The organism is Streptomyces enissocaesilis, assembly GCF_039533765.1.
GTDB classification, from domain to species: Bacteria; Actinomycetota; Actinomycetes; order Streptomycetales; family Streptomycetaceae; genus Streptomyces; species Streptomyces enissocaesilis.
Window position 1 is genome coordinate 111,636 of record NZ_BAAAUD010000047.1, and the last position, 26,911, is coordinate 138,546.

A 26,911-nucleotide genomic window follows, 5' to 3' on the forward strand; every position below is an offset into this window, starting at 1 on the left:
CGACGACGCCTACCGCGGCCTCTTCGCCGTCCCGCACCTGCCCGAGTTCGCCGTACGCCATGTGGTGCGGACGCTTCTCACGGCGCCCGGGCCCGACTGCCCGCCGGTCTTCCGGGACGAGGAACTGCCGAGGGCGGCCGCGCAGTTGCGCGGCGCGTACGGGCGGCACGTGGGCGAACCTGTCTGGGAGACGTTCGTCCACCGGCTCTGCGCGGCCAGCCCGTTCTTCGCGCGGCTGCGGGAGAGCGGCGATGTCGTCCCGCCGGGCCCGCACGTGGAGACGTTCCGGCACGAGGCGGCCGGCGAGATACGGATGGCCTCGGTGTCGCTGTCCGTCAACGGGATGCCGGAATGCCGGATCGTCGCCTGCACGCCCGACGACGAGGAGAGCCTGCAGCGGATGGAATCCCTCAACCGGCACAACAGGAAATCCCGGCCCCTCCTGAAGGAGGAACCGGGATCCTGATTGCGGTTGTGGAGCTAAGGAGAATTGAACTCCTGACCTCCTGCATGCCATGCAGGCGCTCTACCAACTGAGCTATAGCCCCGCTGTTCTCCGCGCTGTGCGCCGCGAACAAGAAGAACTTTAGCCTGCGACCTGCCGGAAAGCGAAATCCGTCAGTCGTCGTCGCCGAGCACCGGTTCCGGGAGCGTCCCGGCGTTGTGCTCCGTCAGCCGCCAGCCGCGGGCGCCCTCGCCCAGCACCGACCAGCAGCAGTTGGAGAGCCCGCCGAGGCCCTCCCAGTGGTACGACTCCAGACCCAGGAGCCGCCCGATGGTGGTACGGATGGTGCCGCCGTGACTGACCACGACGAGCGTGCCGTTGTCGGGCAGCTTGTCGGCGTGCGCCAGGACGACGGGAGCCGCCCGGTCGGCGACCTCGGTCTCCAGCTCGCCGCCACCGCGCCGCACCGGCTCGCCACGCTTCCACGCCGCGTACTGCTCGCCGAACCGCTCGATGATCTCTCCGTGCGTCAGGCCCTGCCAGGCGCCCGCGTACGTCTCGCGCAGTCCCGAGTCGTGCGTCACGTCGAGGCCGGTCAGGGCCGACAGCTCGCCGGCCGTCGCCGCCGCCCGCTTGAGGTCGGACGCGATCATCGCGTCCGGCTTCAGGGAGGCGAGCAGCCTGGCGGCCCGGCGCGCCTGGGCGACGCCGGTCTCGGTCAGCTCGATGTCCGTACTGCCCTGGAAGCGGCGCTCCAGGTTCCAGGAGGTCTGGCCGTGTCGCCACAGGATGATCCTGCGGCCCCGGCTCCGCTTGCCGATGTCGCTGGCGTTCAGCTCGGGTCTCCGTCCACTTCGCCGGCCGCATGCAGCTTCGCGTGCTCTTCGGCCAGGCCGCGGGTCTTGACGGCGTCCTCGGGCAGGGCGATCTCGGGGCAGTCCTTCCAGAGGCGCTCCAGCGCGTAGAAGACGCGCTCCTCGCTGTGCTGGACGTGGACGACGATGTCGACGTAGTCGAGAAGCACCCAGCGGGCCTCGCGGTCGCCCTCGCGGCGCACGGGCTTGGCGCCGAGGTCCTTGTTCAGCCGCTCTTCGATCTCGTCGACGATCGACTTGACCTGGCGGTCGTTGGGCGCCGAAGCGACCAGGAAGGCGTCGGTGATGGAGAGCACATCGCTGACGTCGTACGCGATGATGTCGTGCGCGAGCCGGTCTGCGGCCGCCTGGGCGGCGGCGTTGATGAGCTCGATGGAACGGTCAGTGGCGGTCACAAGCAGGCTTTCGTCGGCGGTCAGAGATACCCCCAGGGTCTCACGGACCGCCGACAGCGCCGACGGGATTACTCCGCCTTGAAATCCTGGCCCAGTACGACCGTCACGTCGGTGTTCGCGGTCGCTTTGCCCTTGCGCACCGCGCCGGCCGGCAGACCCAGCGTCTTCGCCACCTCCTGCGCCGTCGCCCGCTGCGCCGCGTCGCCATAGCTGACCTGCGACGACGCGATCACGGAGGCGGCCTTGCCGGCGTCCACGAACGCGTATCCGCCGTTGACCAGGTCGATCCTCGCGGCCTCGGTGGCGTCGGCGTTCCCCTGGGCGTTCCGGACGCCGACGCGCACGGCCGCGCCCTGCTCCGGGCTGCTGGCCGAACCGCCGAGGATGTCCTTCACCACACTCTCGGCGGCGGAGTCGCTCAGCGTGCCGTCGGGCTGGACCGGCAGCCGCGTGGTCCGGTAGTCGCCGGCCTTGGCGTGTCCGGCGAGCTTGGCGAGCGAGGCGCCCAGCTCCTTCTCCGGCAGCGAGGGGTCGAGGATCTGCGCCAGCGCCCGGACGGTGACGGTCGCGGCCTGCGGGTCGTCCGAGATCTTCTTCAGTACGCCCTGCATGACCTGCCCGAAGCGCCGGAGCTGCTCGCCGTCGGCCTCGCCGGGCGCGCGGTAGGTGGCGTACGCGACGGCCATGCGCCCGCTCAGCGTCTGCCCCTTGCCCTGCCGCACCACGGGTGACGCGCCCTTCTTGGAGTCGGGCACATCGGTGTCGGTGTCGACCTCCACGGTGCCGACCAGCTCGACGAGGTTCTCCAGGTACGGGGTGTCCAGCCGCCAGGAGCCGCCGATCTTCGTCCCCAGTACGGAACCGAGCGCCTCGCGCGTGCCCGCCGAACCGTCGTCGTCGACGGACTTGCCGAGCGTGGTCGTGGTGCCGTCGTCACTCGCCACGGAGAGCGAGTTGGGGAGCAGGACGGTGGTGCCCTTCTCCGTGGTGACGTTGTCCACGAGCAGCGCGGTGGAGGTGGCGCCCTGCCGGGTGTGCAGGTGCACCACGATCACGTCGCGCTTCTGCGGGCCGCCCGCCGCGGTGCCCGGTGTGTCTTTCCCCGCGGAGAGGCCGGGGAGCATTCCGGCGTACCAGAGGTAGCCGACGCCGCCCGCGACCACCAGCGCCACCGCGGCGGCCAGGGCGACGACGCGGTTGCGGCCGCGGCGCCTGGCCTCCTCGCGGCGTTCGGTGCGGCTCTCGGTGAACTTCAGCCAGTCGATGACGTCTTCGGAGTTCTCGTCCGGCTCCTCGACGAAGGAGAACTGCTCGGTCGCGTACTCGGGCGCGGGGCGGCGCTGCTGGGGCACGGAAGCGACCTGGGGCTCCGGCTCCGGTTCCGGTACATGAGCGGGGGCGGGCGCGGTCTGCTGGGGGATCCACTGCTGCTGAGCGGTGTCGACGTACCCGTACTGCTGCTGTTCCTGCTGCTGTTCCTGCTGCTGGGCGTACGGGTCGTACGACGGCTGCTGCGCGTACGGGTCGTAGCCGTACCCCTGCTGCTGTTGCACGTCGTCGTACTGCTGCGCCTGCTGCTGCGCCTGCTGGTACACCGGCTGCCCGTACGCGTCGTAGCCGATGATCTCCGGCTGCTGGGCATACGGGTCGTACGGGTCGTACGGGTACTGTCGGTCGTTCACCGGTGGCCCTCTCCCTGCTTGTCTGTGCTCCCCGTACGGCCGGGCCGACCACTCAGCGGTGGTACAGCTCGCGCTTGTCGATGTAGCGGACCACACCGTCCGGAACGAGGTACCAGACAGGCTCACCCGCGGCGACCCTCGCCCGGCAGTCGGACGACGAGATCGCCAGGGCCGGCACCTCCACCAGGGAGACGCCCCCCTTGGGCAGACCGTCGTCCGTCAGGTCGTGGCCGGGCCTGGTCACACCGATGAAGTGGGAGAGCGAGAACAGCTCCTCCGCGTCCCGCCAGGTGAGGATCTGGGCGAGCGCGTCGGCGCCGGTGATGAAGAAGAGGTCCGAGTCGCTGTTCAGATCACGCAGGTCCCGCAGCGTGTCGATGGTGTAGGTCGGGCCGCCGCGGTCGATGTCGATCCGGCTCACCGAGAACTGCGGGTTGGACGCGGTCGCGATGACCGTCATCAGATAGCGGTCCTCGGCCGGGGAGACCTGCTTGTGGCTCTTCTGCCACGGCTGCCCGGTCGGCACGAACACCACCTCGTCGAGGTGGAACTGGGCGGCCACCTCACTGGCGGCCACCAGGTGCCCATGGTGAATCGGATCGAACGTCCCGCCCATCACGCCGAGTCGGCGCTTGCCCGGACCGCTCGGCACTTGCTGCTCTCCCATGCGTGCAGAGCCTACTGGCCCCCTGCCGCGGCCCCGACTCAGCGGTCCCGGTTGAAGCGCGTGGTGATCCACAGCAGGAGCATCAGCGCGAGGAACGCGCCGACGCCGGTGACGTAGGGGCTGAGGGACGCGTGGTTCCCGCCGTGCTCGCCGCCCTCACCGGAGGCGAGGGTCACGAGGGAGGCGGCGGTGGTGTGGAGGCTCATCTTCGGCAGGACCTATCGGGAGTCGGGAGTCGGAGGGGAGACTTCACGAACATCGTATGCGGGCGGCCCGGGCACGCTCACGCCGACTCAGTCGTTCACGCAGTGTCCGGCTCCGGGAACCGGCCGAGCGCGGTGCGCGTGAGCACCTGTGCCGGGCCGTCCGGGGGACGGAAAACACTCGCAGACAGGGGGCCATCCATGACCGACGGCAATCACGAGAACGTACCGAGCCGCAATCGCCGGCGCTTCCCGGACATCTCGTCCCGGGCGTACGAACACCCGGCGGACCGCTCGGCCCTGGTGGCCCTGCGCAAGCTCACCGGCTTCGACACGGTGTTCAAGGCACTCAGCGGACTGCTTCCCGAGCGCAGCCTGCGGCTGCTCTTCCTCTCCGACTCGGTACGGGTGGGCGAGACCCAGTTCGCGCATCTGCACGCGATGCTGCTGGACGCCTGTTACATCCTGGACCTCAAGAAGGTCCCTCCGATGTACGTCACGCAGGACCCGAAGCCCAATGCCATGTGCATCGGTCTCGACGAGCCGATCATCGTGGTCACCACGGGCCTGGTCGAGCTGCTCGACGAGGAGGAGATGCGCGCGGTCGTCGGCCACGAGGTGGGCCACGCCCTGTCCGGGCACTCCGTCTACCGGACGATCCTGCTGTTCCTCACGAACCTGGCGCTCAAGGTCGCCTGGATCCCGCTCGGCAACATCGCGATCATGGCGATCGTGACGGCGCTGCGCGAGTGGTTCCGCAAGTCGGAGCTGTCCGCCGACCGGGCCGGCCTGCTGGTCGGCCAGGACCTCCAGGCGTCGATGCGCGGTCTGATGAAGATCGCCGGCGGCGACCACCTGCATGAGATGAACGTGGACGCGTTCCTGGAGCAGGCCGAGGAGTACGAGGCGGGAGGCGACCTGCGCGACTCCGTGCTGAAGATCCTCAACGTCCTGCCGCGCTCGCACCCGTTCACCACGGTGCGGGCCGCCGAGCTGAAGAAGTGGGCCGAGAGCCGCGACCACCAGCGGATCATGGACGGCCACTACCCGAAGCGCGACGAGGACGGCGACATGTCCGTCACGGACTCCTTCCGCGAGTCCGCCTCCCACTACGCCGACACGGTGCGCACCAGCAAGGACCCGCTGATGAAGCTCGTGGGCGACCTCGCGGGCGGCGCGGGGGACCTGGGCGGCAAGCTGAGGGACAAGTTCAACGGAGGCGGAGGCGGAGGCAAGGCGAGCCCGTCCGACAGCTGAGCGCCGCGTCCGGGCAGCACCCCGGGTCAGCCGTTGTCCCGGGGGCTGGGCATGGCGCTCGGCGCGAGCGTCCCGCACAGCGCCACCGCGGCCCGGCCCGTCGCGTACGGATCGGTCCCGTCGGGTCCCCGGTCCGCGGCCCGCTCCCCGGCCGGAACGGGCCGCAGGCGGTCCGCCGCGTCGGCCGAGCATGCCTGGGGCCCGGCCTGGACGTACGAGAAGAGCAGCTCGGCCCGGTGCATCCGCAGGTCGTCGCGGTCGAAGCGGAAGTGCAGCTCGCGGCGGACGCTGAACAGCGACGCGCCGTCCGCCCGCGGCGGCCCGGCGGAGTCCCCCGCCGGCCGCAGCGCGTACACGAAGGTGTGGTCGGAGGTCACTTCGAGACGGCCGGACTCCCTCTCCTCGACGCGCAGTACGCCCTGTACGCGCACCTGCGGGACGGCGAGCGTCACCTCCGCCGGGTCGAAGCGCACCAGCCAGCCCGTGGCCGCGTGCCTGCCGTCGGCGGCGGGGGCGACGAAGCTGCGGTCGAACTGCGTCAGCTGGTCGGGGTCGAGCAGCATGCGCACCGGACGGACGGTGGAGCCTCTCAGTACGTCCGGGGCGAGGGACGACGCGACGAGGTAGTCCTTCGCGACGGTCAGGGCGGACAGCACCTGGCCCTCCGAGAAGTGCGCGGTGCGCCGTGCGGCCGGCAGAGTGACGCCCTCCGCGCCCGTCCGGAACTGCGCGGCCGGGCTGCGCTCGAAGAGCTCGGCGGGCACTCCGCCCGGCACCGTGCCCTCCGGGGCCAGCGGTACCACCGACGTCCGCAGCGGGCCGGCGCGCGGGGCGGGCGACGGCTGGTAGGGATGGCGTACGCCCAGGTAGATCGCCATGGCGAAGGCGAGCGCGACCACCAGGGCGAGTGCCAGCGCCTGCTTGGCCCCCGTGCCCCTGCGGCCGCCCCTGCCGTCGTCGCCGGGTGCCGCCCGGTCGGGCCGGCTGCGCACGGCCCGCTCGTGGTCGTTCATCCGCTCCCGGGCGGAGAATTCCTGGAGACGGGCAGCCCGCACGAACGATTCGTCGAAGACGACGGACCGGTACTCGTCGTCGCCACCCAGGGGGCCTTCGGGTGGGACGTCCGGCGGCTCTCCGCGCCCTGCCATATCTTCAGGGTAGGTCGGCGCAAGCGGAGGTGAACGCCCCGGTGCGTGCCAAGTTGTGGCTGGTTCCCACCCGGCCGGCGCTCGGGCCCGGCCGGTCCGGCGGCCCGTTCGGCGAAGGGGCCGGTCGCGGGCGCTCGCGCCGGTCAGGGCGTGGTGTGCGGAGCCGCGGGCGCGGCCGGCGCGGAGTACTCGGCGGAGGCCGAAGGACCGCCGGGCCGGGGGTTGTCGCTCGTCGCGGGCAGCGGCACCTGGTCGTGCCGCCCCGCCGACGCTCCCCGGTAGACCGCCGTGAAGGCGAGCGCCACCATCCCGATGCCCATCAGCAGGGCCAGCATCCACGCCACGGGCCGGTGCCAGCGCGCGTTCCCGCGGTACGGGCGCAGGGCGCCGCCGTGCCGCCCGTACGGGCCCGTGCCGTCGCCGTACTCGTCGTCGGCGTCCAACGGGCCGTACACGCCGTCGTGGCCGTGTCCGCGGGCGCCGTACCCGGGTCCGTACCCGTCGTCGTAGAGGTCGTCGTCCGGGGGGACCTTGCCGGCCCGCGCCCTGGCCGCCTCGGCCTCGGCGCGCGCCTGGGCGGCCGCCAGCAGCCGCTCGACAGCGGTCGGCTCATGGACCTCGGCGGCCCGTACGAAGTCCTCGTCGAATACCACGGAGGCGAAGTCCTCGTCCGCGCCTCCGCGGTCGTCGTTGGGCTCCCAGCCGTCCTGGAACGGCTTGCCCCCCACGTCGTCCGGCACCCGTTCAGCGTAGACCGGAACGGTCGTTTTGGGCAGAGAACGTGCGAACGAGGGGTTCGCTAACGCGTGTGACCGTCACCCGTCACGATGTACTTCGTCGAGGTCAGCTCGGGCAGGCCCATCGGACCGCGGGCGTGCAGCTTCTGCGTCGAGATCCCGATCTCGGCACCGAAACCGAACTGACCGCCGTCCGTGAAACGGGTGGACGCGTTCACCGCGACCGTCGTCGAGTCCACCAGCTGCGTGAAGCGGCGGGCCGCGGCCTGCGACGTCGTGACGATCGCCTCGGTGTGCCCGGAGGTCCAGCGGCGGATGTGCGTGACGGCCCCGTCCAGCGAGTCGACGACGGCGGCGGCGATGTCGTACGAGAGGTACTCGGTCTCCCAGTCGTCCTCCGTGGCGGCCACGACGGCCGCCTTGGACCCCTCGGCGTACGGGAGCACCCGCTCGTCGCCGTGGACCGTGACGCCCGCCTCGGCGAGCGCGTCCAGGGCGCGCGGCAGGAAGGCACCGGCGATGTCGCGGTGGACGAGGAGCGTCTCGGCGGCGTTGCAGACGCTGGGCCGCTGCGCCTTGGAGTTGACGAGGATGTCGACGGCCATGTCGATGTCGGCCTCGGCGTCCACGTAGACGTGGCAGTTGCCGGTGCCCGTCTCGATGACGGGGACGGTGGACTCCTCGACGACCGTACGGATGAGGGACGCGCCGCCGCGCGGGATCAGCACGTCGACCAGGCCGCGGGCGCGCATCAGTTCCCGTACCGAGTCGCGGGACTCCCCCGGCACGAGCTGCACGGCGTCGGCGGGCAGGCCGGCCCCGGCGATCGCGTCGCGCACGACGCCGACGAGCGCGGTGTTGGAGGCGTACGCCGACGAGGAGCCGCGCAGCAGCACCGCGTTGCCGGACTTGAGGCAGAGCGCCGCGGCGTCCACGGTCACGTTCGGCCGGGCCTCGTAGATGATCCCGACGACGCCGAGCGGCACGCGCACCTGCCGCAGGTCGATGCCGTTGGGCAGGGTGGAGCCGCGCACGACCTCGCCGACCGGGTCGGGCAGCGCGGCCACGTCCCGGACGTCGGAGGCGATGGCGGCGACCCGCTCCGGGGTCAGCGTCAGCCGGTCGATCACCGTGTCGCTCGTCCCGGCGGCCCGGGCCTTGGCGATGTCCTGGGCGTTGGCCTCGACGATCTCGTCCGTACGGGCCACCAGCGCGTCGGCGACGGCCAGCAGCGCGGCGTCCTTGGCGGAGCGCGGAAGTGGCGCGATCGCGTCGGCGGCGACGCGGGCCCGGCGTGCGGTCGACACGACCGGGGACCCGGCCGCGGTCGCGTCGGCGGGGCTCGTGTCGGCGAGAGGAGAGTGCGAGGTCATACCCGCAGACTAATGCGCGCTCCACCGCCGGCCACCGGGTATCCCGTTCCGCGAGACGGCTCGCGCCGAGGCCCGGACTCCCCGGCGGTGCGGCGGCCGGTCAGTACGGGTGCACACCGACCGGCGCCGCGGGCGGCGGGCCGTACCCCTCGGCGATCCGCTGGTGGTAGGTCTCCCGGTCGATGACCTCCAGGCCCACGATCTCCCACGGCGGCAGCTTCGACGTGGACCGGTGCTCACCCCACAGACGCAGCGCGACGGCCGCGGCGTCGTGCAGGTCCCGTGCCTCCTCCCAGTAGCGGATCTCCGCGTGGTCGTTGGCGTACCTGCTGGTCAGCAGGAAGGGATGGTCGTGGGCGAGCTGTTCGAGACCTCGCCTGACCTCCTGCAGCGGCGTCTCGGCCCCCGAGACGCTGAGGGTGATGTGCCAGAGCCTCGACGCTTCCCGGCTGCCGTGGGCCTCCCGGCCGGGGCCCGGCGCCTGGTCCGGCTCCGGTCCTGTGCCGAAGTCCGCTCCCGCCCCGACACTGGTCAGGGTTCGCCCGACCGTGCCTCGGGGCAGCGCCCCCGGACGTACTCGTCTCACCGGCGGCCTCCTCTGATGTGTCGCTGTGCCGTACCCCTGGATCCCCGCAACAAAGTTGACCAGTCCTGGGCCCGGCGCGGGGCGGTTTTCGTGAAGGTCTCTGCCACGGGACCGGTCTTTCAGCCGTTCCAGGGGTGGAGAACGACCAGATCGTCCCTGTGTACGACTTCGCGCTCGTACGCGGGCCCGAGCTCCTTCGCCAGGTCGTGGGTGGAGCGTCCGAGCAGCTGCGGGATCTCCTTGGCGTCGTAGTTCACGAGCCCCCGGGCGACGGCCAGGCCCGCCGTGTCCCGCAGCTCCACGGGGTCGCCCGCGCTGAACTCCCCCTCGACCCCGGCGATCCCGGCGGGCAGCAGCGACGTACGCCGCTCCACCACGGCCCGTACCGCCCCGTCGTCGAGGGTGAGCGCGCCCTGCGGGGTCGAGGCGTGCGCGAGCCACAGCAGCCGGTCGGCGCTGCGGCGGCCGGTGCGGTGGAAGTACGTTCCCGTGTCGCGGCCCGCGAGGGCGTCGGCGGCGTGGCTGGCGGAGGTGAGGACGACGGGGATGCCGGCGGCCGCGGCGATACGGGCCGCCTCGACCTTGGTCACCATGCCGCCGGTGCCGACGCCGGCCTTGCCCGCGCTGCCGATGGAGACGTGCGCGATGTCGCCGGGGCCGTGCACCTCGTCGACGCGCGAGGCTCCGGGGGTGCTGGGGTCGCCGTCGTAGAGCCCGTCCACGTCCGAGAGGAGCACCAGCAGGTCGGCCCGTACGAGATGGGCGACGAGGGCGGCGAGCCGGTCGTTGTCGCCGAAGCGGATCTCGTCCGTGGCGACGGTGTCGTTCTCGTTGACGACCGGGACCGCGCCCATGGTGATGAGCTGGTCGAGGGTCCGGTAGGCGTTGCGGTAGTGGGCGCGGCGGCTGGTGTCGTCGGAGGTCAGCAGCACCTGGCCGACGCGCACGCCGTACCGCGCGAAGGAGGCCGTGTAGCGGGCCACGAGCAGTCCCTGGCCGACGCTGGCGGCGGCCTGCTGCCGGGCCAGGTCCTTGGGGCGGCGGGCGAGCCCCAGCGGCGCCAGCCCGGCGGCGATGGCGCCGCTCGACACCAGCACGATCTCCTTCTCGCCGCCGCTGCGCGCCTTGGCGAGTACGTCGACGAGCGCGTCGACGCGGTCCGCGTCGAGCCCCCCCGACGCGGTGGTCAGCGATGAGGAACCGACCTTGACGACGATCCTGCGGGCCTCCGTGACGCCCTGCCTTGCCCCTGACACGTACAGACCCCACTCTTGCTCGCCGGTTCTCCCCGCAATGTACGTGAGCCGCTCCCGGCGGCGCCTGCCCATTCCGCCCGCTGGACCGCCGGCCGGCCGTCGTGCGGGCGGCGTTCGCGCCGTCCGGGCTCCGGGCCGGACACTGCCTCCGGTCCGTCTCCCGCCGGTTCCGCAAGGGGACGGGAGACGGACCGGAGGTCTGGTGAGTCCCCGTCAGGAACGGGCCGGGCGGCGGCCCGCCAGCGCGCCGCGGGCCATCCTGCGCAGCTTGCGCACCACGCGCCGGGCGAAGGACGGCCTGGGGACGGCGCGCTGGGGCGCGGCCCCCCTGGGCGCCGTGACCCGCACCCCGTCGACCCACTCCGAGACCGTGACCGCGAACATCTCGGCGGGCACGCCCGCCGCCTCGTCCCCGAAGTGCGGATACCCGAGGTAGGGCTTGCCCTCCGCGCCCTTGCGGATCACCTCGGGCACCTTCTTCTCCTGGAGGAACGTGAGGTGGTTCTCCAGGAGATCGGCCCGGCCCTCGGCGACGTAGTGCATCCGCAGCCGCTCGGGCACCTTCAGCCGGCGGGCCACGCCCGGCGTCCAGTACTTCTCCATGAGCGGTCGCGCGAGGTCCAGCTTGTCCCGGCGCGTGCCGGCCGCGGCCTTCAGCCAGCGGTGGTCGAACTGCGGCAGCAGCGTGATCACGAACGGCCGGATCATCAGCTCGTCGCGCTTCTCACCGGGCGGATAGAGCTCGGCGATCAGGTCCATCAGGGCCTTCGCCGAGTCGAAGCGCATCGCGTAACTGCCGCTCTGCGTGATGTGCTTGCCGTCGTCGCGGCGCACGATGTAGAGGCAGACGTAGTCGGCGATGACCGAGACCCCGGCGCTGCGTACATATGCCTCAAGGGTGAAGCGCGCGTCCTCACCGGTGTACAGCTGCTGGTCGAAGCGCAGCTTGTGCTTCTCCAGCAGTGCGCGCCGGAAGAGCTTCTCCGCGCTGAGGGTCATTTTGATGTTGGACGAGAAGACGTCCGTACGTTCGAGGGTGCGCCCGAACATCGACTTGGGCGCGCCGCGTCCGATGCCCTCGATCTTGCCCAGCACGACGTCCGTGCCGTTGCGGTCGGCCATCGCGACCATCCGCTCCAGGGCTTCCGTTCCGAGATAGTCGTCGGCGTCGAGGAAGAAGACATAGCGGCCGCGGGCCATGTCGAGACCTACGTTGCGGGGCTTGCTGGGGCCACCGGAATTCTCCTGGTGGACCACGCGCGTCCTGACCTTGCTCCTGGCCGCGAACTCGTCGAGATATTCTCCGGTCCCGTCGGTCGAGCCGTCGTCGACGGCCACGATCTCCATACGGTCCGCGCCCAGGGTCTGGGCCTCGACCGATTCCAGACAAGGGATCAGGTAGGGCATCGCCTCGTAGGCGCCGATGATCACGGTTACATCGGGAATTTCAACTGAGGCCATGCCCGTCTCATTCTCTTTCATCGACATCCAAGACCGTCGCCACATGGGTATGGGTTGTTCACCATCGTTACTTTTCCACGTGTCGCCTGCCACAACACGCAGGAACGGCCCGGCAGAACGTCTCGAAAGACTCCCTGCCGGGCCGAATTCAGATCTCCGTGCGAATGTCGCCCGGGTTTCGGGGGTCAGCCCGCCACCGTCGTGTCGAGCCCCGTGGCCTCCGGCGCGGAGTCGCTCGGGTCCGCCGCGGTGACGGCGGTCTCGACGCCGGAGCGTTGGGCCACCCCCAGGTTGCGGGCCTCGGATTTGGCCGCGAGCGCCCGTACGGCGTCGTTGAACTGCACGATGGACGCCGGTTCGTCGGGGCCCAGGAGGTACGCCTTCAGCTCGCGCCGGGCCTCTGCCAGCGGGTCGGCGCTCTCGCCGCCCGTGATGGCGGCGAGCAGTTCGCCGAGCTGCCGCGCGTCGTTGGAGAGGATCACGGCGGCGCGTACGGCGGTGTTCTGCTTCTTGAACTCCTCGGCGCCCAGCTCCGCGGAGTCGGTCACGGCGTACGGCTTGCCGCTCGCGATGAAGTCCGAGACGACGCTGGAGATGTCGGAGACCATGCCGTCCGACTCGTTGAAGCAGTCGTACAGGCGCGGCTCGGCGCCGGTGACGACCCGGTGCTCCCACCACCCGAACGAGCGCCAGTACGCGGCGTTCCACTCGTCCCCGAGGAGCGCCAGCTCGGCCTCGCGCGCCGGATCGGGCAGGGCGTCACGTGAGGTCTCCGCCTCGTCCCTGGCGGTTTTCGCCTTGCCGTTGCCGTTGCCGCCGGCCCCGAGTTCGCCGAGGCGTGCCTCGATACGGGCCAGCTCGGCCCGCGCCGCGCTCTGCCCGGCCCGGAGCGCGGACGCCTCCTTCGCCCAGCGCGGGTCGGTGGCGCGCTCGGCCGCGGCCTTCTCCACCATGGCGGTGATGCGTTCGTGGACGGCCTTGGCCCGGGGGCTGCGGGTACCGGTGAAGGGGTGCGGCTTGTAGAGCACCCGGACCGGCTCCGGGGACTCCAGCAGGCGCCTGACGATGTTCTCGCCGGCGAGCAGGAGCGAGGTGTTGCCCGGGTTGTCGTCCCAGCCCTCCCAGGTGGGGGCGTACAGGACGGTCGGGACCGGGTGCTTCGGCGTACCGCTCCAGGTCTGGATCGGGGCGAGCTGCGGGCGGCCCACCTCGACGACGTCCTCGTCGCGGACGCCGACGTCGGCGAGCGCGTAGCGGTCGCGGCCGGCCCGGCCGGCGCTCCACACCTCGTCGTACACCTTGCTGTACGGGTTGATGCTCGCGACCTTGTCGCTGTCGCCGTGCCCGATGAAGACGTGCTTCATGGTGGGCACGCGCAGCATGTGGATGTTCTTGCCGACGTTGGCGGCGTAGAGCGCGACACGGACCGTGGAGAGGTCCATGTTCATCAGGTGCGTGGCGCTCGGGACGCAGATGACCGGCACCGACGTCGGGGCGAGCTGGGGCACGATGTGGCGCTCGCGCAGGACGATCAGCGGTTTGCCGTCGAGCTGCTTCATGGTGTCGAGCCACATGTTGACCTGGTACGCCGACTCCCGGGACCCGGAGAAGTAGAGGACCGTGGTCGGGCGGTAGTCGCGCAGCCAGCCGTCGACGCCCTCCAGGACGGTGTCCGCCGGCGGGACGCGGCGGCCGCGCCGCGTGAACGGCAGCAGCGCCGTGACGTAGGCGACCGCCAGGACCAGGGAGAGCGCGAGGCCGGCGTAGCCGAGGACGTCCCGGCCGCTCTCGACCGCGGCCAGCACGCCCGCCACGGCGAAGACGTCGAGGTGCAGCATCTTCTCCGCGGACCGGTTCAGCAGCCGCCTCGGCGGGGCCGCCGGGATGCGCAGCATGGAGAGGTCGATGTTGCGGGTCACCACCGGCATCCTGCGGCGCAGGCGGATCAGGGTGACGAGCGCGCCGTGCGGGGCCTGGAGTGCGTAGAACAGCAGCAGGGAGGCGATCGTCACGTAGAAGATCGTCTGCTCGGCCAGTTCCATGCGGGCCAGCAAAAGGATCAGCAGCAGCTGGCGCACCAGGAAACGGATCGAAAGACCGGCCCGGACCTTGCCCAGACGATTGATCAAATAGCTGCCGCGCTGGTGCAGATGCTGGTCCGCGAAGTACGTCGCGGCCACGGCGGCCGCGAAGAACCAGAGGTTCGGGATCAGTGCGGCCAGCATTATGCACGGATATCCCAGCCCCAGGACGGCGGCGGCGGCCAGTTCGGATCCACTGCCCACGCGGGCCAGGCGGATGGCGGTCGAAATCACGAAGAACCTGCTCCAGGGGGTGCCGGCTATGTACAGCGTAAGAGGAATATGAAGTTCGGATCCACGAAGTCGGGCCTCTGCATATCGCTTTATCGGCGACTACAGAGGCCCGGATCGTGGATTGTCAAGCAGTATCACACATCTTCTTGACGATTCAGGACGGCGGCCAATGCCTGTTCGAATCCCGACGCCTCGGAAGCGCCACGCGTCGGATCCACCTGCCGTACGTCGATGACGTGACCGGTGAGTTCCGAGAGCAGTACGTCCAGCGACGTACGCGCCACGGCCTCGGAGGACAGCAGCGAGCCCGCGGGCTCGTCGCCGAACGCCTTGGTGCGCATCGGAGTCGCCGTGCGCTCCGGGTTGACGCAGTTCACGCGCACGCCGTCGGCCGCCCACTCGTCGGCGAGGGCCTGGGTGAGGTTCACCATGGCGGCCTTCGTGGAGGAGTAGAGGCTGTACTCGGCGCGGCCTCGGGTGTAGCTGCTGGAGGTGTAGAGCAGCAGCTGGCCCTTGGTCTCGGCCAGGTACTTGTGCGCGGCGCGGGCGATCTGCACCGGGGCCAGGTAGTTGACGTTCAGCGCTTCCTGGATGGTCGCGCCGTCCGTCTCGGCGAGCTTGCCGATGCGGAGCACGCCCGCCGTGTTGATCACGTAGTCGACGCGGCCGGTCTCCGCGTACGCCTTCGACAGGGCGTCGTCGACGTGCTCGGGGTTCTCGACGTGCGTGCCGGTGGTGGAGCGGCCCAGGGCGTACACCTTGGCCCCGTAGCTCTCGGCGAGAGCCGCGATGTCCGCGCCGATGCCGTACGAACCGCCGAAGACGACGAGCGTCTTGCCGGCGAGGAGCTCGCGGTACGCGGCCTCGTCGGCCTGCTGCGGGGCGGCGGTGGAGGCGAGCTGGAACAGCTTGTCGGCGATGAAGACGTCGACCGGCTGCGTCACCTTCATGTTGTACTCGTCGCCCGCGACGACGTAGATCGGCACGTCCGGCAGGTACTTCAGGACGACCGAACAGTCGTCGGTGGCCTGGAAGTTCGGGTCACCGGCGGCGACTTCGTACGCCTTGCGGATCGTGGAGAGCTTGAAGGCCTGCGGGGTCTGGCCGCGGCGCAGCCGGGACCGGTCCGGGACCTCGGTGATGAACTCGCCGTCGCCGCCGTGCGTGCGCGTCACGATGATCGTGTCCGCGGACGGGATGGCGACGTCGACCGCCTCGTAGCGCTCCAGCGCGTCGACGCAGTCCTGGATCACTCGCTGTGACAGGAGCGGGCGCACCGCGTCGTGGAAGAGGACGTTGCGGTCCTCACCCTCGGCGAGGCCCTCGCCGAGCGCGGAGATGGCGCGCTCGGTGGTCTCGTTGCGCGTCGAACCGCCCTCGATGACCTGGGTGACCTTGGTGAGGCCGGCCTTCACGACGATCTTCTCGACGTCCGGCACATAGCCCGGCGCCATGAGGACGATGATGTCGTCGATGCCCTCCGCCTGCTCGAAGATCGCCAGCGTGTGCTCGATGACCGCCTTGCCCGCGATCTTCAGCAACTGCTTGGGGATCGACAGACCCACGCGCTGACCGGTCCCACCGGCGAGCACGACTGCTGTGGTTCGGGGCTTGGCTATGGGCTGCACGGACACAGACGACCTACCTTGCGTGGACTGGAAGACCACACGATGGTTGCACTCTCCGTGACCGCCCCGCAAGGTGGACGCCCCCCTACCGACACCTGTACGAAACCTTTTCCGGCCCCCAACCGCCGTACGGAAACAGGCACTTGCGTCCGTACGGCGACCGGGGCCGGTGCGGGAGGCGTCCGGGGGTCCACTCCCGAGGGTGAGCGATGCCACAGGGGCGGCCGACGGGCCGGACCCCGCCCGCCGGCCCGTCGGCGCTCGCTCCGGAAGGGGCCGCCCCCTTCGGAAGGGGCCGGACTAGAAGGGGTTGAACTCGTCGTACTCGCGCTGGGGGTCGTCGCGCTGGGCCTCGCGGTCCCGGCGGCGCGTCGCCGCCGGACGCGGGGCGTCCAGGCGGTGGTCCTCGCCACGGCGGCCGAGCATCTCCGCGCCCGCCATCACCGTCGGCTCCCAGTCGAAGACGACCGCGTTCTCCTCGGGGCCGATCGCGACCGCGTCGCCCGCGCGGGCACCGGCCTTCATCAGCTTCTCCTCGACGCCGAGGCGGCTGAGGCGGTCCGCGAGGTAACCCACGGCCTCGTCGTTGCTGAAGTCGGTCTGGCGCACCCAGCGCTCCGGCTTCTCGCCGCGCACGCGGTAGACGCCGTCCTCCTCGGTGATCGTGAAGCCCGCGTCGTCGACCGCCTTCGGACGGATGACGACCCGGGTCGACTCCTCCTTCGGCTTCGCGGCGCGCGCCTTGGAGACGACCTCGGCCAGCGCGAAGGAGAGCTCCTTGAGACCGATGTGCGCGACCGCCGACACCTCGTAGACGCTGTATCCGCGCGCCTCCAGGTCCGGGCGGATCATCTCCGCGAGCTCCTTGCCGTCCGGGATGTCGATCTTGTTGAGGACGACGACGCGCGGCCGGTCGCCCAGACCGCCGTACTGCGCCAGCTCCTCCTCGATCACGTCGAGGTCGGTCAGCGGGTCACGGTCGGACTCCAGCGTCGCCGTGTCCAGTACGTGCACGAGCACCGAGCAGCGCTCGACGTGGCGCAGGAACTCCAGGCCCAGACCGCGGCCCTGGCTCGCGCCGGGGATCAGGCCCGGGACGTCGGCGATCGTGTAGACGGTCGAACCCGCCGTGACGACACCGAGGTTGGGGACGAGCGTGGTGAACGGGTAGTCCGCGATCTTCGGCTTGGCCGCGCTCAGCACCGAGATCAGCGAGGACTTGCCGGCGCTCGGGTAGCCGACCAGCGCCACGTCGGCGACGGTCTTGAGCTCCAGGACGATGTCGCCGCCCTTGCCCGGCTCGCCGAGCAGCGCGAAGCCCGGCGCCTTGCGGCGGGCCGAGGCCAGCGCCGCGTTGCCGAGGCCGCCGCGGCCGCCCTCGCCGGCGACGTACGTCGTGCCGTGGCCGACCATGTCGGCCAGCACGTTGCCGTCCTTGTCGAGGACGACGGTGCCGTCGGGGACGGGCAGGATCAGGTCCTGGCCGTCCTTGCCGGAACGGTTGTCGCCCGCGCCGGGCTGGCCGTTGGTGGCCTTGCGGTGGGGGCTGTGGTGATAGTCCAGCAGGGTGGTCACGGACTGGTCGACGACGAGGGTGACGTCGCCGCCACGCCCGCCGTTGCCGCCGTCCGGGCCGCCCAGCGGCTTGAACTTCTCACGGTGTACGGAGGCGCAGCCGTGGCCTCCGTTACCCGCGGCGACATGCAGTTCGACGCGGTCCACGAAGGTGGTCATGGGTGGGTCCTCCAGTACATGCGGAAATGCCTACATACGTAACGCGCCGAGGGCGGCCGCGCTTCCCCGGTACCCGGGAAAGAGCGTCCGCCCTCGGAAAGTGCTGTGCGTACCGCTCGACGAAGGCCGGAATTACTCGGCGATCGGAACGATGTTCACAACCTTGCGGCCACGGTGCGTGCCGAACTCGACCGCACCGGCGGCGAGTGCGAACAGCGTGTCGTCGCCGCCACGGCCGACGCTCGTGCCCGGGTGGAAGTGGGTGCCGCGCTGGCGGACCAGGATCTCACCGGCGTTGACGGTCTGACCGCCGAAGCGCTTCACGCCGAGCCGCTGGGCATTGGAATCGCGACCGTTCCGAGTGGACGATGCGCCCTTCTTGTGTGCCATGTCTCAGTCCCTTTACTTCGCAGCCGTGGGGATACCGGTGACCTTGATCGCCGTGTACTGCTGGCGGTGACCCTGGCGACGGCGGTAGCCGGTCTTGTTCTTGTACCGAAGGATGTCGATCTTGGCACCCTTGTGGTGGTCCACGACCTCGGCGGTGACCTTGATGCCGGCCAGGACCCACGGGTCGCTGGTGACGGAGTCGCCGTCGACCACGAGCAGGGTCGAGAGCTCGACCGTGTCGCCAACCTTGGCCGTGGGAATCTTGTCAACCTCAACGATGTCGTCGACAGCAACCTTGTGCTGGCGACCACCGCTGCGCACGATGGCGTACACGCTGATCTCTCTTTCGCTCGGGACGGGACCCCTGATGCCAGCCGTTCGCACGGGCCCTGGGGCCCGTGGCGCATCCGAATGGAGGAGCGGCCTCTAACGGAACCCCGGGGGGCGCCGGAAGGGAGATGCTCAGGAGATGGCGTGCATAAAAACACGCCGACGGTCAAGAGTACGGGCCCCCGCAGGGAGGGTCAAACCGGGGTTCCGGGAGACCGGGGGCACCGGTCTCCCGGAACCCCGGGGCGTCACTCCCCCGCCGCGATCTCCAGCATCCGGTCGACCACCCGGGCGGAGGCGCGGCCGTCCGAGGGCTCGCAGAAGTCCTTCACGAACTGCTCGTACTTCTCCTTGTACCGCGCCGACACCGAGTCGATGTTCCGGATCGCGACGACCAGGTCCTCCGAGGTCTTGAGCAGCGGGCCGGGCGCGCGCTCGGTGAAGTCGAAGTAGAAGCCGCGCAGCGTGTCGCGGTAGTGCTCCAGGTCGTACGTGAAGAACAGCATCGGGCGGCCCGAGTGCGCGAAGTCGAAGAGCACCGAGGAGTAGTCCGTGATCAGCACGTCGGCGATCAGGTAGAGGTCGGCGATGTCCGGGTACGCCGCCACGTCGTGGACGAAGCCCTGCCCGGCGCCCGGGATGCTGTCCAGGACCTTGTTGTGCTTGCGGTACAGGAAGACGTGGTCCTCGCCGAGCGCCGCCTCGGCGGCGGTCAGGTCGACCTGCTGGTCGAGCTTGAACCGCTTGCCGTCGTAGCGCTGGTCGTCGCGCCACGTCGGCGCGTACAGCACGATCTTCTTCCCCTCGGGGATGCCCAGCTGCTCGCGCACCCGCGCGGCCGTCTTCTCCCGGTCCGGCGCGTGGAAGACGTCGTTGCGCGGGTAACCGGACTCCAGCACCTCGCACTTGAGCTGGAAGGCGTGGGTCATGATCGGGGTCGTGAAGGCGTTCGGCGACACGAAGAGGCTGAACTGCCGCGAGCGCCGCGGCAGGCTCGCGATGTAGGCGAGGTTGGCCTTGGGCGTGCCCAGCAGGTCGGCGCCGATGCGCTTGAGCGGCGTACCGTGCCACGTCTGCACGACGACCTGGCCCTCGCGCCGCGTGAACCAGTCGTTGATGCCGACGTTGGTCACGACGTACCGGCTGCGGGCCAGCGCCTCGTACCACTCCTCGCTGCCCCAGGCGACGCCGCGGACCCCGGCCGGCAGGACCGCCTGCTGGTCGGCGACGACGGCGATGTGCTCGATGTCCGTCCCGCGGCTCACGAACTCCTGGTACACGGCCCGGGGCGAGTCCGAGAACTGCTTGCCGCCGAAGCTGTTGTAGAGAACGGCCTCGCGCAGCGGAAGACGTTGCTGCGCCGGGTAGTAGGTCTCCCTGAGCTGCCGCTGCCGGTAGCCGCCGCGGACCTGAGGGCTCAGCGCCGAACCGGAGTTCAGGAAGAAGCGGTTGAAGAAGCGGCGGTCCACGGTGTACCTGCGGTGCTGTCCCTTGTGGGCCATCGGCAGCGTGCCGACGAGGTCGGGGCGGAGCGTCACCGGGATGTCGTTGGCGTGGTCCCACTCGGCCGCGGCGCGGAAGGTGAAGTACCAGCGCCCGCCGCGCAGCGGAAGCGTCCCTCCGTACGTCTCCATCGCGTCCGGGGTGACGAGCGCGGAGAACCGGCCGTCGGCGACCTCGACGGGCAGCACCTTCTCCTCGTGCCGGGTGCCGTGCCGGAGGACGAGCCGCAGCGGCTCCTCCGGGCCGGGGTACGTGCCCTGGAGGGAGAGCTCCCCCCGCGCCGTCCAGCGCATCCGGTCGACGACCGGCTGGACGACCCTGGTCTGGAGGAAGAAGGTGCCCGCCCCGTCCGTGTGGGCGGCCACCTCCCGGCCGCCGGCCAGCTGGTACGTACCGGTGCGCAGGCTCCGGGCGACCGTGGCGCGGCGGGAGGTGCCGTCGGCGAACACGATGCTGACGCGGGAGTTCTGCACCTTCTTGGGCCGCACCCCGTCGACGGGCAGGTCCGCGAAGGGGACGCACGCCGCGCTCCTGGCCCAGCCGTCGCCGTAACTCCCCTCCCGGTTCTCCAGAGGGTACCGGGCGGCCGTCCTGGAGCCGGGGTGGTCGACCCGGAGCTCCACGGGGGCCCTGCCCCGCGTGGTCTCCGGGCAGGAGCGCACCGTCACCTCCATGCCGTCCCGTACGGCCTCGTGCGCCTCGATCTCGGCCGGCACCACGTCCACGGTGAGCCGGAAGCAGTCCTCCTCGAAGCCCGCGACGACCCGCACGCCGCTCTCGACGACCTGGACCTGGCTGTGCCCGCCGCGGCCCGCGTCGTTCTTGTACACCCGCCCGACGGAGAGGCCGCCGGGCCTCGGTATGCCGATGCCCAGGAACCAGGTGCCGGACTGCCAGCGACCGCGGGAGCGCAGCCGCCTCGGGTCGATCGTGATCTCGAAGCCCGACCAGTCGTACGCGTGCAGAGCGCCCGGCGCCGACCTGGTCGCCTTCGGCTCCAGGACGGTCTTCAGCCTGAGCGGGACGCTGCCGCCACCGCCCTCCTTGCGCAGCCCGGCGATACGGACGGAACGCTTCCCCGTCGCCGCCGGGGCATTGGGCACGTACGCGTAACCGCGCAGCACCAGACGGCCGTCCCGCCACTCCATGTCGGTCAGCCTGCTGCGCACCGGCAGCTCACTGCGCTTGAGGTTCTTCACCAGGGGCGGCAGCGCGCCCAGCTCCACCCCCGGCAGCTCGACGCGGGCCCGCCTGAGGCCCTTGACCTGGTAGACACCCGGGTTCTCGCGGTCGTACCGCAGGACCTCGACCAGCTCGTCCGCACGCCCCTCGGCGGCCAGGTGCCACTGGATGCGGCCGATCGGGGGCAGCTTCGCCACCTTCTTCGGACCGGCCTGCGCCACGAAATCCCTCGCCGCGGCGAGGAATCCGGCACGGTCTTCCTCCGAGGCCTCCGGAAAGTACTTCATGCTCCGGTTCAACTGCTCGGGGACTGTGCCGGTGCCTGCGGGGGTGGACGCCATGGGTGACGGGCCTTTCAAGAAAAACCGGAGATGAACTCCAGGGAAAGAGATCTTTTACAAGACTTCCTGGCGCCTCCGAAGGTTGCACGGACCTCCTGGACACACAGGCGTCGCGTACGTCACTCCGAGGGGGCGGGCAGCAGTGTGGGCCGTCCCGGACGGTGAAGGTCCGGGACGGCCCACAGAGCTGTTACCGCGTGAGGTGCTGCCCGAAGGTCAGTCCTCGGCGGGGGCGGAGACCGCCGACTGCGACGGCTGCTCCGCCGCCGCGGTCTTCTTCGAAGCCGACGCCTTCTTGGCCGTCGTCTTCTTGGCCGCGGTCTTCTTGGCGGCCGTCTTCTTGGCGGCGGTCGCCTTCTTCGCGGGGGCCTTCTTCGCGGCGGCCTTGCGCGTCGCCTTCTTGGCCGGAGCCGGAGCCCCGGCCTCGGCGACGGGCTCGGTGGCCGGCTCGGCGGCGGCGCTCTTGTCCGTCACCGGCGCCTCGACGACCAGCACGGCCGCCTCCTCCGCGCCCTTGGGCGATCCCGCGGGCGCGGACGCCTTGCGGGTCGCGCGACGGCGCGCACGCGGCGGAGCCGCCGTCGCCGGCTCCTCGACCGCGGGCTGCCCGGCCCCGGCCACCGGCTCCGCGGCCTTCGGCTCCACGGCCGCGGGCTGCTCGGTCTTCGGCTCCTCGGTTACGGGGGCCGGGGTGACGACCTGGACCGCCTCGGCCGCCGGCGCGTCGGCGCTCTTCGGCGCACCGGCCGGAGCCGTCGCCTTGCGCGTCGCACGACGCCGCGTACGGGCCGGGGCCGCCTCCGGCTGCGGCTCGGGCGCGGGCTGCGCCGGCGCCGCCTCGGGCTCAGGCTCGGGCTCCACCACGGCCTCGGGCTCCGGAGCGGGCTCCGGCTCCGGGACGTACGCCGCCTTCGGCGCACCGGCCGGAGCCGTCGCCTTGCGGGACGCGCGACGGCGGGTGCGGCCGCGGCCGGCGGCCGCCTCGGCCTCCGCGGGGCTGCTGTACAGCTCCTCGTCCGGCACGAACTCCGGCTCGGGGAGCGCCGTCGGCGCGGCCACCTCTGCGGCGAGCTCGGCCTCGGTCTCGACCTCGGCCTCGGTCTCCGGCAGCTCCGCGTGCTCGTGATCGAGCTCCGCGCCACCGCGGCCGCGCTTCTTGGAGCGCTTGCCGCCACCACCGTTGCCGGCGGCGGCCGGCTGCTCCATGTGCACGATCACTCCGCGCCCGTTGCAGTGGACGCAGGTCTCGGAGAAGGACTCCAGCAGACCCTGGCCCACCCGCTTGCGCGTCATCTGGACCAGGCCCAGCGAGGTGACCTCGGCGACCTGGTGCTTCGTACGGTCGCGTCCCAGGCACTCCAGCAGGCGCCGCAGCACCAGGTCGCGGTTGGACTCCAGGACCATGTCGATGAAGTCGATGACCACGATGCCGCCCAGGTCGCGCAGGCGCAGCTGACGGACGATCTCCTCGGCCGCCTCCAGGTTGTTCCTGGTGACGGTCTCCTCGAGGTTGCCGCCCTGACCGGTGAACTTGCCGGTGTTGACGTCGACGACGATCATCGCCTCGGTCTTGTCGATGACCAGCGAACCGCCGCTCGGCAGGTAGACCTTGCGGTCCAGCGCCTTCATCAGCTGCTCGTCGATCCGGTACGTCGCGAAGACGTCGACCTCCGACGTCCAGCGCGACAGCCGGTCCGTCAGGTCCGGGGCGACGTGCGAGACGTAACCGTGGATGGTCTGCCACGCGTCGTCACCGCTGACGATGACCTTCGAGAAGTCCTCGTTGAAGATGTCGCGCACGACGCGGACGGTCATGTCCGGCTCGCCGTAGAGCAGGGTCGGACCGCTGGTCGCGCCGCTGCTCTTCGACTTCTTGACGATGTCTTCCCACTGCTGCTGCAGGCGCTCGACGTCGCGGCGCAGCTCGTCCTCGCTCGCCCCCTCGGCGGCGGTGCGCACGATGACGCCCGCGTCCTCGGGGACGATCTTCTTGAGGATGGTCTTCAGACGCGAGCGCTCGGTGTCGGGCAGCTTGCGGCTGATGCCGGTCATCGAGCCCTCGGGCACGTAGACCAGGTAGCGGCCGGGCAGCGAGACCTGGCTGGTGAGGCGGGCGCCCTTGTGGCCGATCGGGTCCTTCGTGACCTGCACGAGGACCGACTGGCCGGACTTGAGGGCGGACTCGATGCGGCGGGGGCCGTGGCCCATGCCCAGCGCGTCGAAGTTCACCTCACCCGCGTACAGGACGGCGTTGCGGCCCTTGCCGATGTCGACGAAGGCGGCCTCCATCGACGGCAGGACGTTCTGGACCTTGCCCAGGTAGACGTTGCCGACGTACGAGGTCGACTGCTCCTTGTTGACGTAGTGCTCGACGAGGATGTTGTCCTCGAGCACACCGATCTGGGTGCGGTCGCCGTGCTGACGGACGACCATCACGCGCTCGACGGCCTCGCGGCGCGCCAGGAACTCGGCCTCGGTGATGATCGGGACGCGACGGCGGCCCTGCTCCCGGCCCTCGCGGCGGCGCTGCTTCTTCGCCTCCATACGAGTCGAGCCCTTGATGGACTGGACCTCGTCGAAGCCGGTGCCCGGCTCGCGCTCCGCTTCCTTCTTGCGCGGCTCACGGACCTTGACGACCGTACGCTCCGGGTCGTCGACGCCGTTGGCCTCGGTCTCCGGGCCCGCGTCACCGCTGCGGCGGCGACGACGGCGGCGACGGCGGCTGGAGGCGGAACCCGCGCCCGACTGGTCGGCTTCGTCCTCGTCGGCCTCGTCGGCACGCTCGTCGGCGTCCTCGTCGGCCCGGTCGGCCGCGGCCTCGTCGGACGCGTCCGGCTCCTCGGACTCGTCCGCGTCGGCGGGCTCACCCCGGCGACGGCGACGGCCACCGCGGCGACGGCGGCGCGCCCTGCGGTCCTCGGCCTCGTCGGAGTCGTCGTGCGCGGTGTCCTCTTCGTCCCGCTCCTCCTCCTCGACGAGCTCGGCGGGCTCCTCCGGGGCGGGCGCGGTCTCCACGACACGCTCGACGCGCTCCGCGCGCTCGTCCTCGGCGGGCTCACCGCGGCGACGGCGACGGCGGCCCCGCTGCGGGGCGGCCTGCGGCGCGGGAGGCGCCTCGACGACCGTCTCCAGCTCCTCCTCGTCCTCTTCCACGTCCTCGACGAAGTCCGGCTCCGTCATCCGGGCGGCAGCGGCAGCCGCGGCCGTCTCGGGGGTCTGGAACATCGGCTCGGTGAAGACCGGCGCCTGGAACACGGCGACAGCGGGACGTGAGACCCGGCGGCGCGAACGCGACGGCTCCTCGGCCGCGGGCTTCGGCGCGGCAGCGTCCGGCTTCGGCGCGGCGGCCTCGGCAGGGGCCTCTTCGGCCTTCGGCGCGGCGGCCTCGGCGGCAGCGGCCTCGGCGGCGGCCTTGCGGCCACCGCGACGACGCGGCGTGCGCCCGCGCGGCGCCTCTTCGGCCTCGGCCGCCACGGGCTCCGCCGGGGCGGGCTCCTCGGCGGGGGCCTCTTCGGCCTTCGGCTCGGTCTCCGGTTCGGTCTTCGGGGCACCGGCGGGCGCGGTCGCCTTGCGGGTCGCCCGGCGACGGCCACGCCCACGCGGCGCCTCGTCGGCCGTCTCGTCGGCGGCAGGAACGGCAGGGGCGGCAGCGGCAGGAGCCGCGGGCGCCTCCACAGCGGCCTCGGGCGCCTCGGCCTCGACCGGGGCCGGGGTCTCCGCCCCGGCGGACTTCGGGGCACCGGCGGGCGCCGTCGCCTTGCGGGTGGCACGGCGGCGCGTACGGGCCGGCGGAGCGGCCTCGGCGCTCTCCGCGGGCTGTACGGGCTCGGCCTGCGCGACGGGCTCGGGCGCGGCGGCGGCCCCGACCTCGGCGGCAGCCGTGTCCGTACTCTTCGGCGCACCGGCGGGCGCCGTCGCCTTGCGCGTCGCACGGCGGCGCGTACGGGCCGGCGGAGCGGCCTCGTCCACGACGGCGGGCTCCTCGGCGGCAGCCGCGGGCGCCTCCTCGGCCTCGGCGGGCTTCGGGGCACCGGCGGGCGCGGTCGCCTTGCGGGTGGCACGGCGGCGCGTACGGGCCGGCGGAGCGGCCTCGGCGCTCTCCGCGGGCTGTACGGGCTCTGTGCTCTCTGCGGGCTCGCTCACGGCGCCCTCTCCGGCCGGTATGGCCGGAGCCGCGGCCTCTACGGTTTCGGCGGTCACTACGGCCTTCGCGCCCCCGGCCGGAGGACCGGCGGGGCGCGAGGCCGCGCGGCGCCGACGGCGCGGCGGCAGCGTGTCGCTGGGCGAGTGGTCGTTGTCGGTCTCCCCGGCGGTACGCGCGGTACCTGCCGAGGGCTCGGTGGAATCGTTCGGCTCGAGCATGCGGGCGGTTCTCCCGTCACGCCCCCGGGCGCCACGCCTGATTCCGGTCCGGTCCGGTCCACGCGATGAGCGCGGTACCGCCGTCCGGGGCGCGGGCGCCGCACGGGAGCTGTTGTCTAGCTCGCCGGTTCCGCACGCGGTATGCGTACGGCCTGGCGAAAGTCTTCTGGTCAGTGCGCGGCCCGACCCAGGTGGCTCCCGAGTCCCAGGGCTGCGCTGCAACGACCGCCCTACGCGGAACCTGCACCTTCCGGCGCCGTCGCGGCGGTCAGTCCGGCGGCCTTGGATGGGGCGGCCGTGACTGCCTCGCGGTCGGGCGCGAGCGGGTCGGTCACCGTGCCGGACTCCTCGTCGAAGAGCCCCTGCGCCAGCCTGGTCACCGCTGCGGGGACCGGCGGCGCCAGGTCGGCCACAGCTCGGAGACCGGACAGGACGTCGTCGGGTCGTACGGCGGGTGTCGCATGCCGAACAACCAGCCGCAGTATCGCACAGGGCCCGTCCCCCGGCCTATCGGACGGCGGACGGACTGCCTGCAGATCCACGACGGCACTGCGTGCGTCGAAGGACCGCATGCCGTTCTTGGTACGGCGCTGGACCTCGACGCTCTCGGCCGTCAGGAAGGACCCGACGGCCTTCTCCGCGTCTTCGGGAGCGACACCGTCGAGGCGCAACTCCCACACGGAGGCCTGCAGCCGGTCGGCGAGACCCGACGTACGCGCCTCGACCGCGTCCGTGATGTCGAGCCCCTCCGGCAGCGACTCGTCGAGCAGCTCGCGCAGCTCGTCCACGTCGCGCGCGGCGGTCAGTGCGATCTCCAGGTACTCGGCCTCGCTGCCCGTGCCGGTGGGTGCGGCATTGGCGTACGAGACCTTCGGGTGCGGGGTGAAGCCGGCCGAGTACGCCATGGGTACGTCGGCGCGGCGCAGTGCCCGCTCGAAAGCGCGCTGGAAGTCACGGTGGCTGGTGAACCGGAGGCGGCCGCGCTTGGTGTAGCGCAGTCGGATGCGCTGCACCGCCGGTGCGGGCGGCGGGCCTTCGGGC

The 26,911-nt window shown here is 71.5% G+C and carries 21 protein-coding genes and 1 tRNA gene; 2 read left to right on the plus strand and 20 right to left on the minus strand.

Features of this window, described 5'->3' with window-relative positions:
• Positions 1–37 precede the first annotated feature (37 nt).
• A complete protein-coding gene (locus tag ABD374_RS22940) occupies positions 38–466 on the plus strand; it encodes an MmyB family transcriptional regulator (RefSeq protein ID WP_344497776.1) in 429 nt (142 codons plus the stop codon).
• Positions 467–475: 9 nt separating this feature from the next.
• Here the strand turns inward: ABD374_RS22940 and ABD374_RS22945 are convergent.
• From ABD374_RS22945 to ABD374_RS22970, 6 genes are all read right to left on the minus strand, one after another.
• Positions 476–548 (minus strand) — tRNA-Ala (locus ABD374_RS22945).
• A gap of 70 nt (positions 549–618) precedes the next feature.
• Entirely contained in the window at positions 619–1,281 is a 663-nt protein-coding gene (locus ABD374_RS22950) for a histidine phosphatase family protein (protein WP_344497777.1), read from the minus strand.
• Complete coding sequence (rsfS, locus tag ABD374_RS22955) at positions 1,278–1,715, minus strand: ribosome silencing factor (protein WP_344497479.1); 438 nt, start codon at positions 1,713–1,715, stop codon at positions 1,278–1,280. Before rsfS ends, ABD374_RS22950 begins: the two co-directional genes overlap by 4 nt.
• Positions 1,716–1,783: 68 nt before the next feature.
• On the minus strand, positions 1,784–3,397 hold the full coding sequence (locus ABD374_RS22960; RefSeq protein WP_344497480.1) for an LCP family protein: 1,614 nt from the start codon (positions 3,395–3,397) through the stop codon (positions 1,784–1,786).
• A 52-nt stretch (positions 3,398–3,449) separates the two neighbouring features.
• Entirely contained in the window at positions 3,450–4,064 is a 615-nt protein-coding gene (gene nadD, locus ABD374_RS22965; protein WP_344497481.1) for a nicotinate-nucleotide adenylyltransferase, read from the minus strand.
• Positions 4,065–4,102: 38 nt separating this feature from the next.
• Positions 4,103–4,270, minus strand: a complete 168-nt coding sequence (locus tag ABD374_RS22970) for a hypothetical protein (protein WP_344497482.1) — start codon at positions 4,268–4,270, stop codon at positions 4,103–4,105.
• Positions 4,271–4,468: 198 nt separating this feature from the next.
• Between ABD374_RS22970 and ABD374_RS22975 the strand changes: the two genes are divergently transcribed.
• The gene (locus ABD374_RS22975) at positions 4,469–5,524 is read left to right on the plus strand and encodes a M48 family metallopeptidase (RefSeq protein WP_344497483.1); all 1,056 of its coding nucleotides are present in this window, start codon (positions 4,469–4,471) and stop codon (positions 5,522–5,524) included.
• Positions 5,525–5,550: 26 nt separating this feature from the next.
• Here the strand turns inward: ABD374_RS22975 and ABD374_RS22980 are convergent, their stop codons facing one another.
• From ABD374_RS22980 to ABD374_RS23045, 14 genes are all read right to left on the minus strand, one after another.
• The gene (locus ABD374_RS22980) at positions 5,551–6,672 is read right to left on the minus strand and encodes an SCO2583 family membrane protein (protein ID WP_344497484.1); all 1,122 of its coding nucleotides are present in this window, start codon (positions 6,670–6,672) and stop codon (positions 5,551–5,553) included.
• Positions 6,673–6,815: 143 nt separating this feature from the next.
• Positions 6,816–7,412, minus strand: a complete 597-nt coding sequence (locus ABD374_RS22985) for an SCO2584 family spore wall biosynthesis protein (protein WP_344497485.1) — start codon at positions 7,410–7,412, stop codon at positions 6,816–6,818.
• Between the two features lie 59 nt (positions 7,413–7,471).
• A complete protein-coding gene (locus ABD374_RS22990; protein ID WP_344497486.1) occupies positions 7,472–8,782 on the minus strand; it encodes a glutamate-5-semialdehyde dehydrogenase in 1,311 nt (436 codons plus the stop codon).
• 100 nt (positions 8,783–8,882) lie between these two features.
• Positions 8,883–9,368 carry a hypothetical protein gene (locus ABD374_RS22995; RefSeq protein ID WP_344497487.1) on the minus strand — a complete coding sequence of 162 codons (486 nt, stop codon included), beginning with the start codon at positions 9,366–9,368 and terminating at the stop codon, positions 8,883–8,885.
• A 119-nt stretch (positions 9,369–9,487) separates the two neighbouring features.
• Entirely contained in the window at positions 9,488–10,624 is a 1,137-nt protein-coding gene (gene proB / locus ABD374_RS23000) for a glutamate 5-kinase (protein ID WP_344497488.1), read from the minus strand.
• Between the two features lie 213 nt (positions 10,625–10,837).
• Positions 10,838–12,085 (minus strand): glycosyltransferase family 2 protein, encoded by a 1,248-nt coding sequence (locus tag ABD374_RS23005; RefSeq protein WP_344497489.1) that lies wholly within the window; start codon positions 12,083–12,085, stop codon positions 10,838–10,840.
• A 185-nt stretch (positions 12,086–12,270) separates the two neighbouring features.
• Positions 12,271–14,400 carry a coiled-coil domain-containing protein gene (locus ABD374_RS23010; protein ID WP_344497490.1) on the minus strand — a complete coding sequence of 710 codons (2,130 nt, stop codon included), beginning with the start codon at positions 14,398–14,400 and terminating at the stop codon, positions 12,271–12,273.
• A gap of 134 nt (positions 14,401–14,534) precedes the next feature.
• Positions 14,535–16,034: an SDR family NAD(P)-dependent oxidoreductase gene (locus ABD374_RS23015; protein WP_344497491.1), complete on the minus strand. Its 1,500-nt coding sequence runs from the start codon at positions 16,032–16,034 to the stop codon at positions 14,535–14,537.
• A gap of 294 nt (positions 16,035–16,328) precedes the next feature.
• Complete coding sequence (gene obgE, locus ABD374_RS23020) at positions 16,329–17,762, minus strand: GTPase ObgE (protein WP_344497492.1); 1,434 nt, start codon at positions 17,760–17,762, stop codon at positions 16,329–16,331.
• Between the two features lie 132 nt (positions 17,763–17,894).
• A complete protein-coding gene (gene rpmA / locus ABD374_RS23025; RefSeq protein ID WP_344497493.1) occupies positions 17,895–18,152 on the minus strand; it encodes a 50S ribosomal protein L27 in 258 nt (85 codons plus the stop codon).
• A 12-nt stretch (positions 18,153–18,164) separates the two neighbouring features.
• Positions 18,165–18,485 (minus strand): 50S ribosomal protein L21, encoded by a 321-nt coding sequence (rplU, locus tag ABD374_RS23030; RefSeq protein ID WP_028813461.1) that lies wholly within the window; start codon positions 18,483–18,485, stop codon positions 18,165–18,167.
• Between the two features lie 245 nt (positions 18,486–18,730).
• Complete coding sequence (locus tag ABD374_RS23035; RefSeq protein WP_344497494.1) at positions 18,731–21,508, minus strand: CDP-glycerol glycerophosphotransferase family protein; 2,778 nt, start codon at positions 21,506–21,508, stop codon at positions 18,731–18,733.
• 216 nt (positions 21,509–21,724) lie between these two features.
• On the minus strand, positions 21,725–25,870 hold the full coding sequence (locus ABD374_RS23040) for an Rne/Rng family ribonuclease (RefSeq protein ID WP_344497495.1): 4,146 nt from the start codon (positions 25,868–25,870) through the stop codon (positions 21,725–21,727).
• Between the two features lie 230 nt (positions 25,871–26,100).
• Positions 26,101–26,883, minus strand: coding sequence for a TIGR03936 family radical SAM-associated protein (locus ABD374_RS23045; RefSeq protein WP_344497496.1), 783 nt, complete (start codon positions 26,881–26,883; stop codon positions 26,101–26,103).
• Between the last annotated feature and the right edge of the window lie 28 nt (positions 26,884–26,911).

Bases quoted from the DNA above. Each gene is read 5' to 3' on its own strand.
- ABD374_RS22990 (WP_344497486.1), bottom strand. From the start codon at position 8,782: ATGACCTCGCACTCTCCTCTCGCCGACACGAGCCCCGCCGACGCGACC.
- ABD374_RS23035 (WP_344497494.1), bottom strand. From the start codon at position 21,508: ATGGCGTCCACCCCCGCAGGCACCGGCACAGTCCCCGAGCAGTTGAAC.
- ABD374_RS22970 (WP_344497482.1), bottom strand. From the start codon at position 4,270: ATGAGCCTCCACACCACCGCCGCCTCCCTCGTGACCCTCGCCTCCGGT.
- ABD374_RS22980 (WP_344497484.1), bottom strand. From the start codon at position 6,672: ATGGCAGGGCGCGGAGAGCCGCCGGACGTCCCACCCGAAGGCCCCCTG.
- ABD374_RS23005 (WP_344497489.1), bottom strand. From the start codon at position 12,085: ATGGCCTCAGTTGAAATTCCCGATGTAACCGTGATCATCGGCGCCTAC.
- ABD374_RS22975 (WP_344497483.1), top strand. From the start codon at position 4,469: ATGACCGACGGCAATCACGAGAACGTACCGAGCCGCAATCGCCGGCGC.
- nadD (WP_344497481.1), bottom strand. From the start codon at position 4,064: ATGGGAGAGCAGCAAGTGCCGAGCGGTCCGGGCAAGCGCCGACTCGGC.
- obgE (WP_344497492.1), bottom strand. From the start codon at position 17,762: ATGACCACCTTCGTGGACCGCGTCGAACTGCATGTCGCCGCGGGTAAC.
- rpmA (WP_344497493.1), bottom strand. From the start codon at position 18,152: ATGGCACACAAGAAGGGCGCATCGTCCACTCGGAACGGTCGCGATTCC.
- ABD374_RS23040 (WP_344497495.1), bottom strand. From the start codon at position 25,870: ATGCTCGAGCCGAACGATTCCACCGAGCCCTCGGCAGGTACCGCGCGT.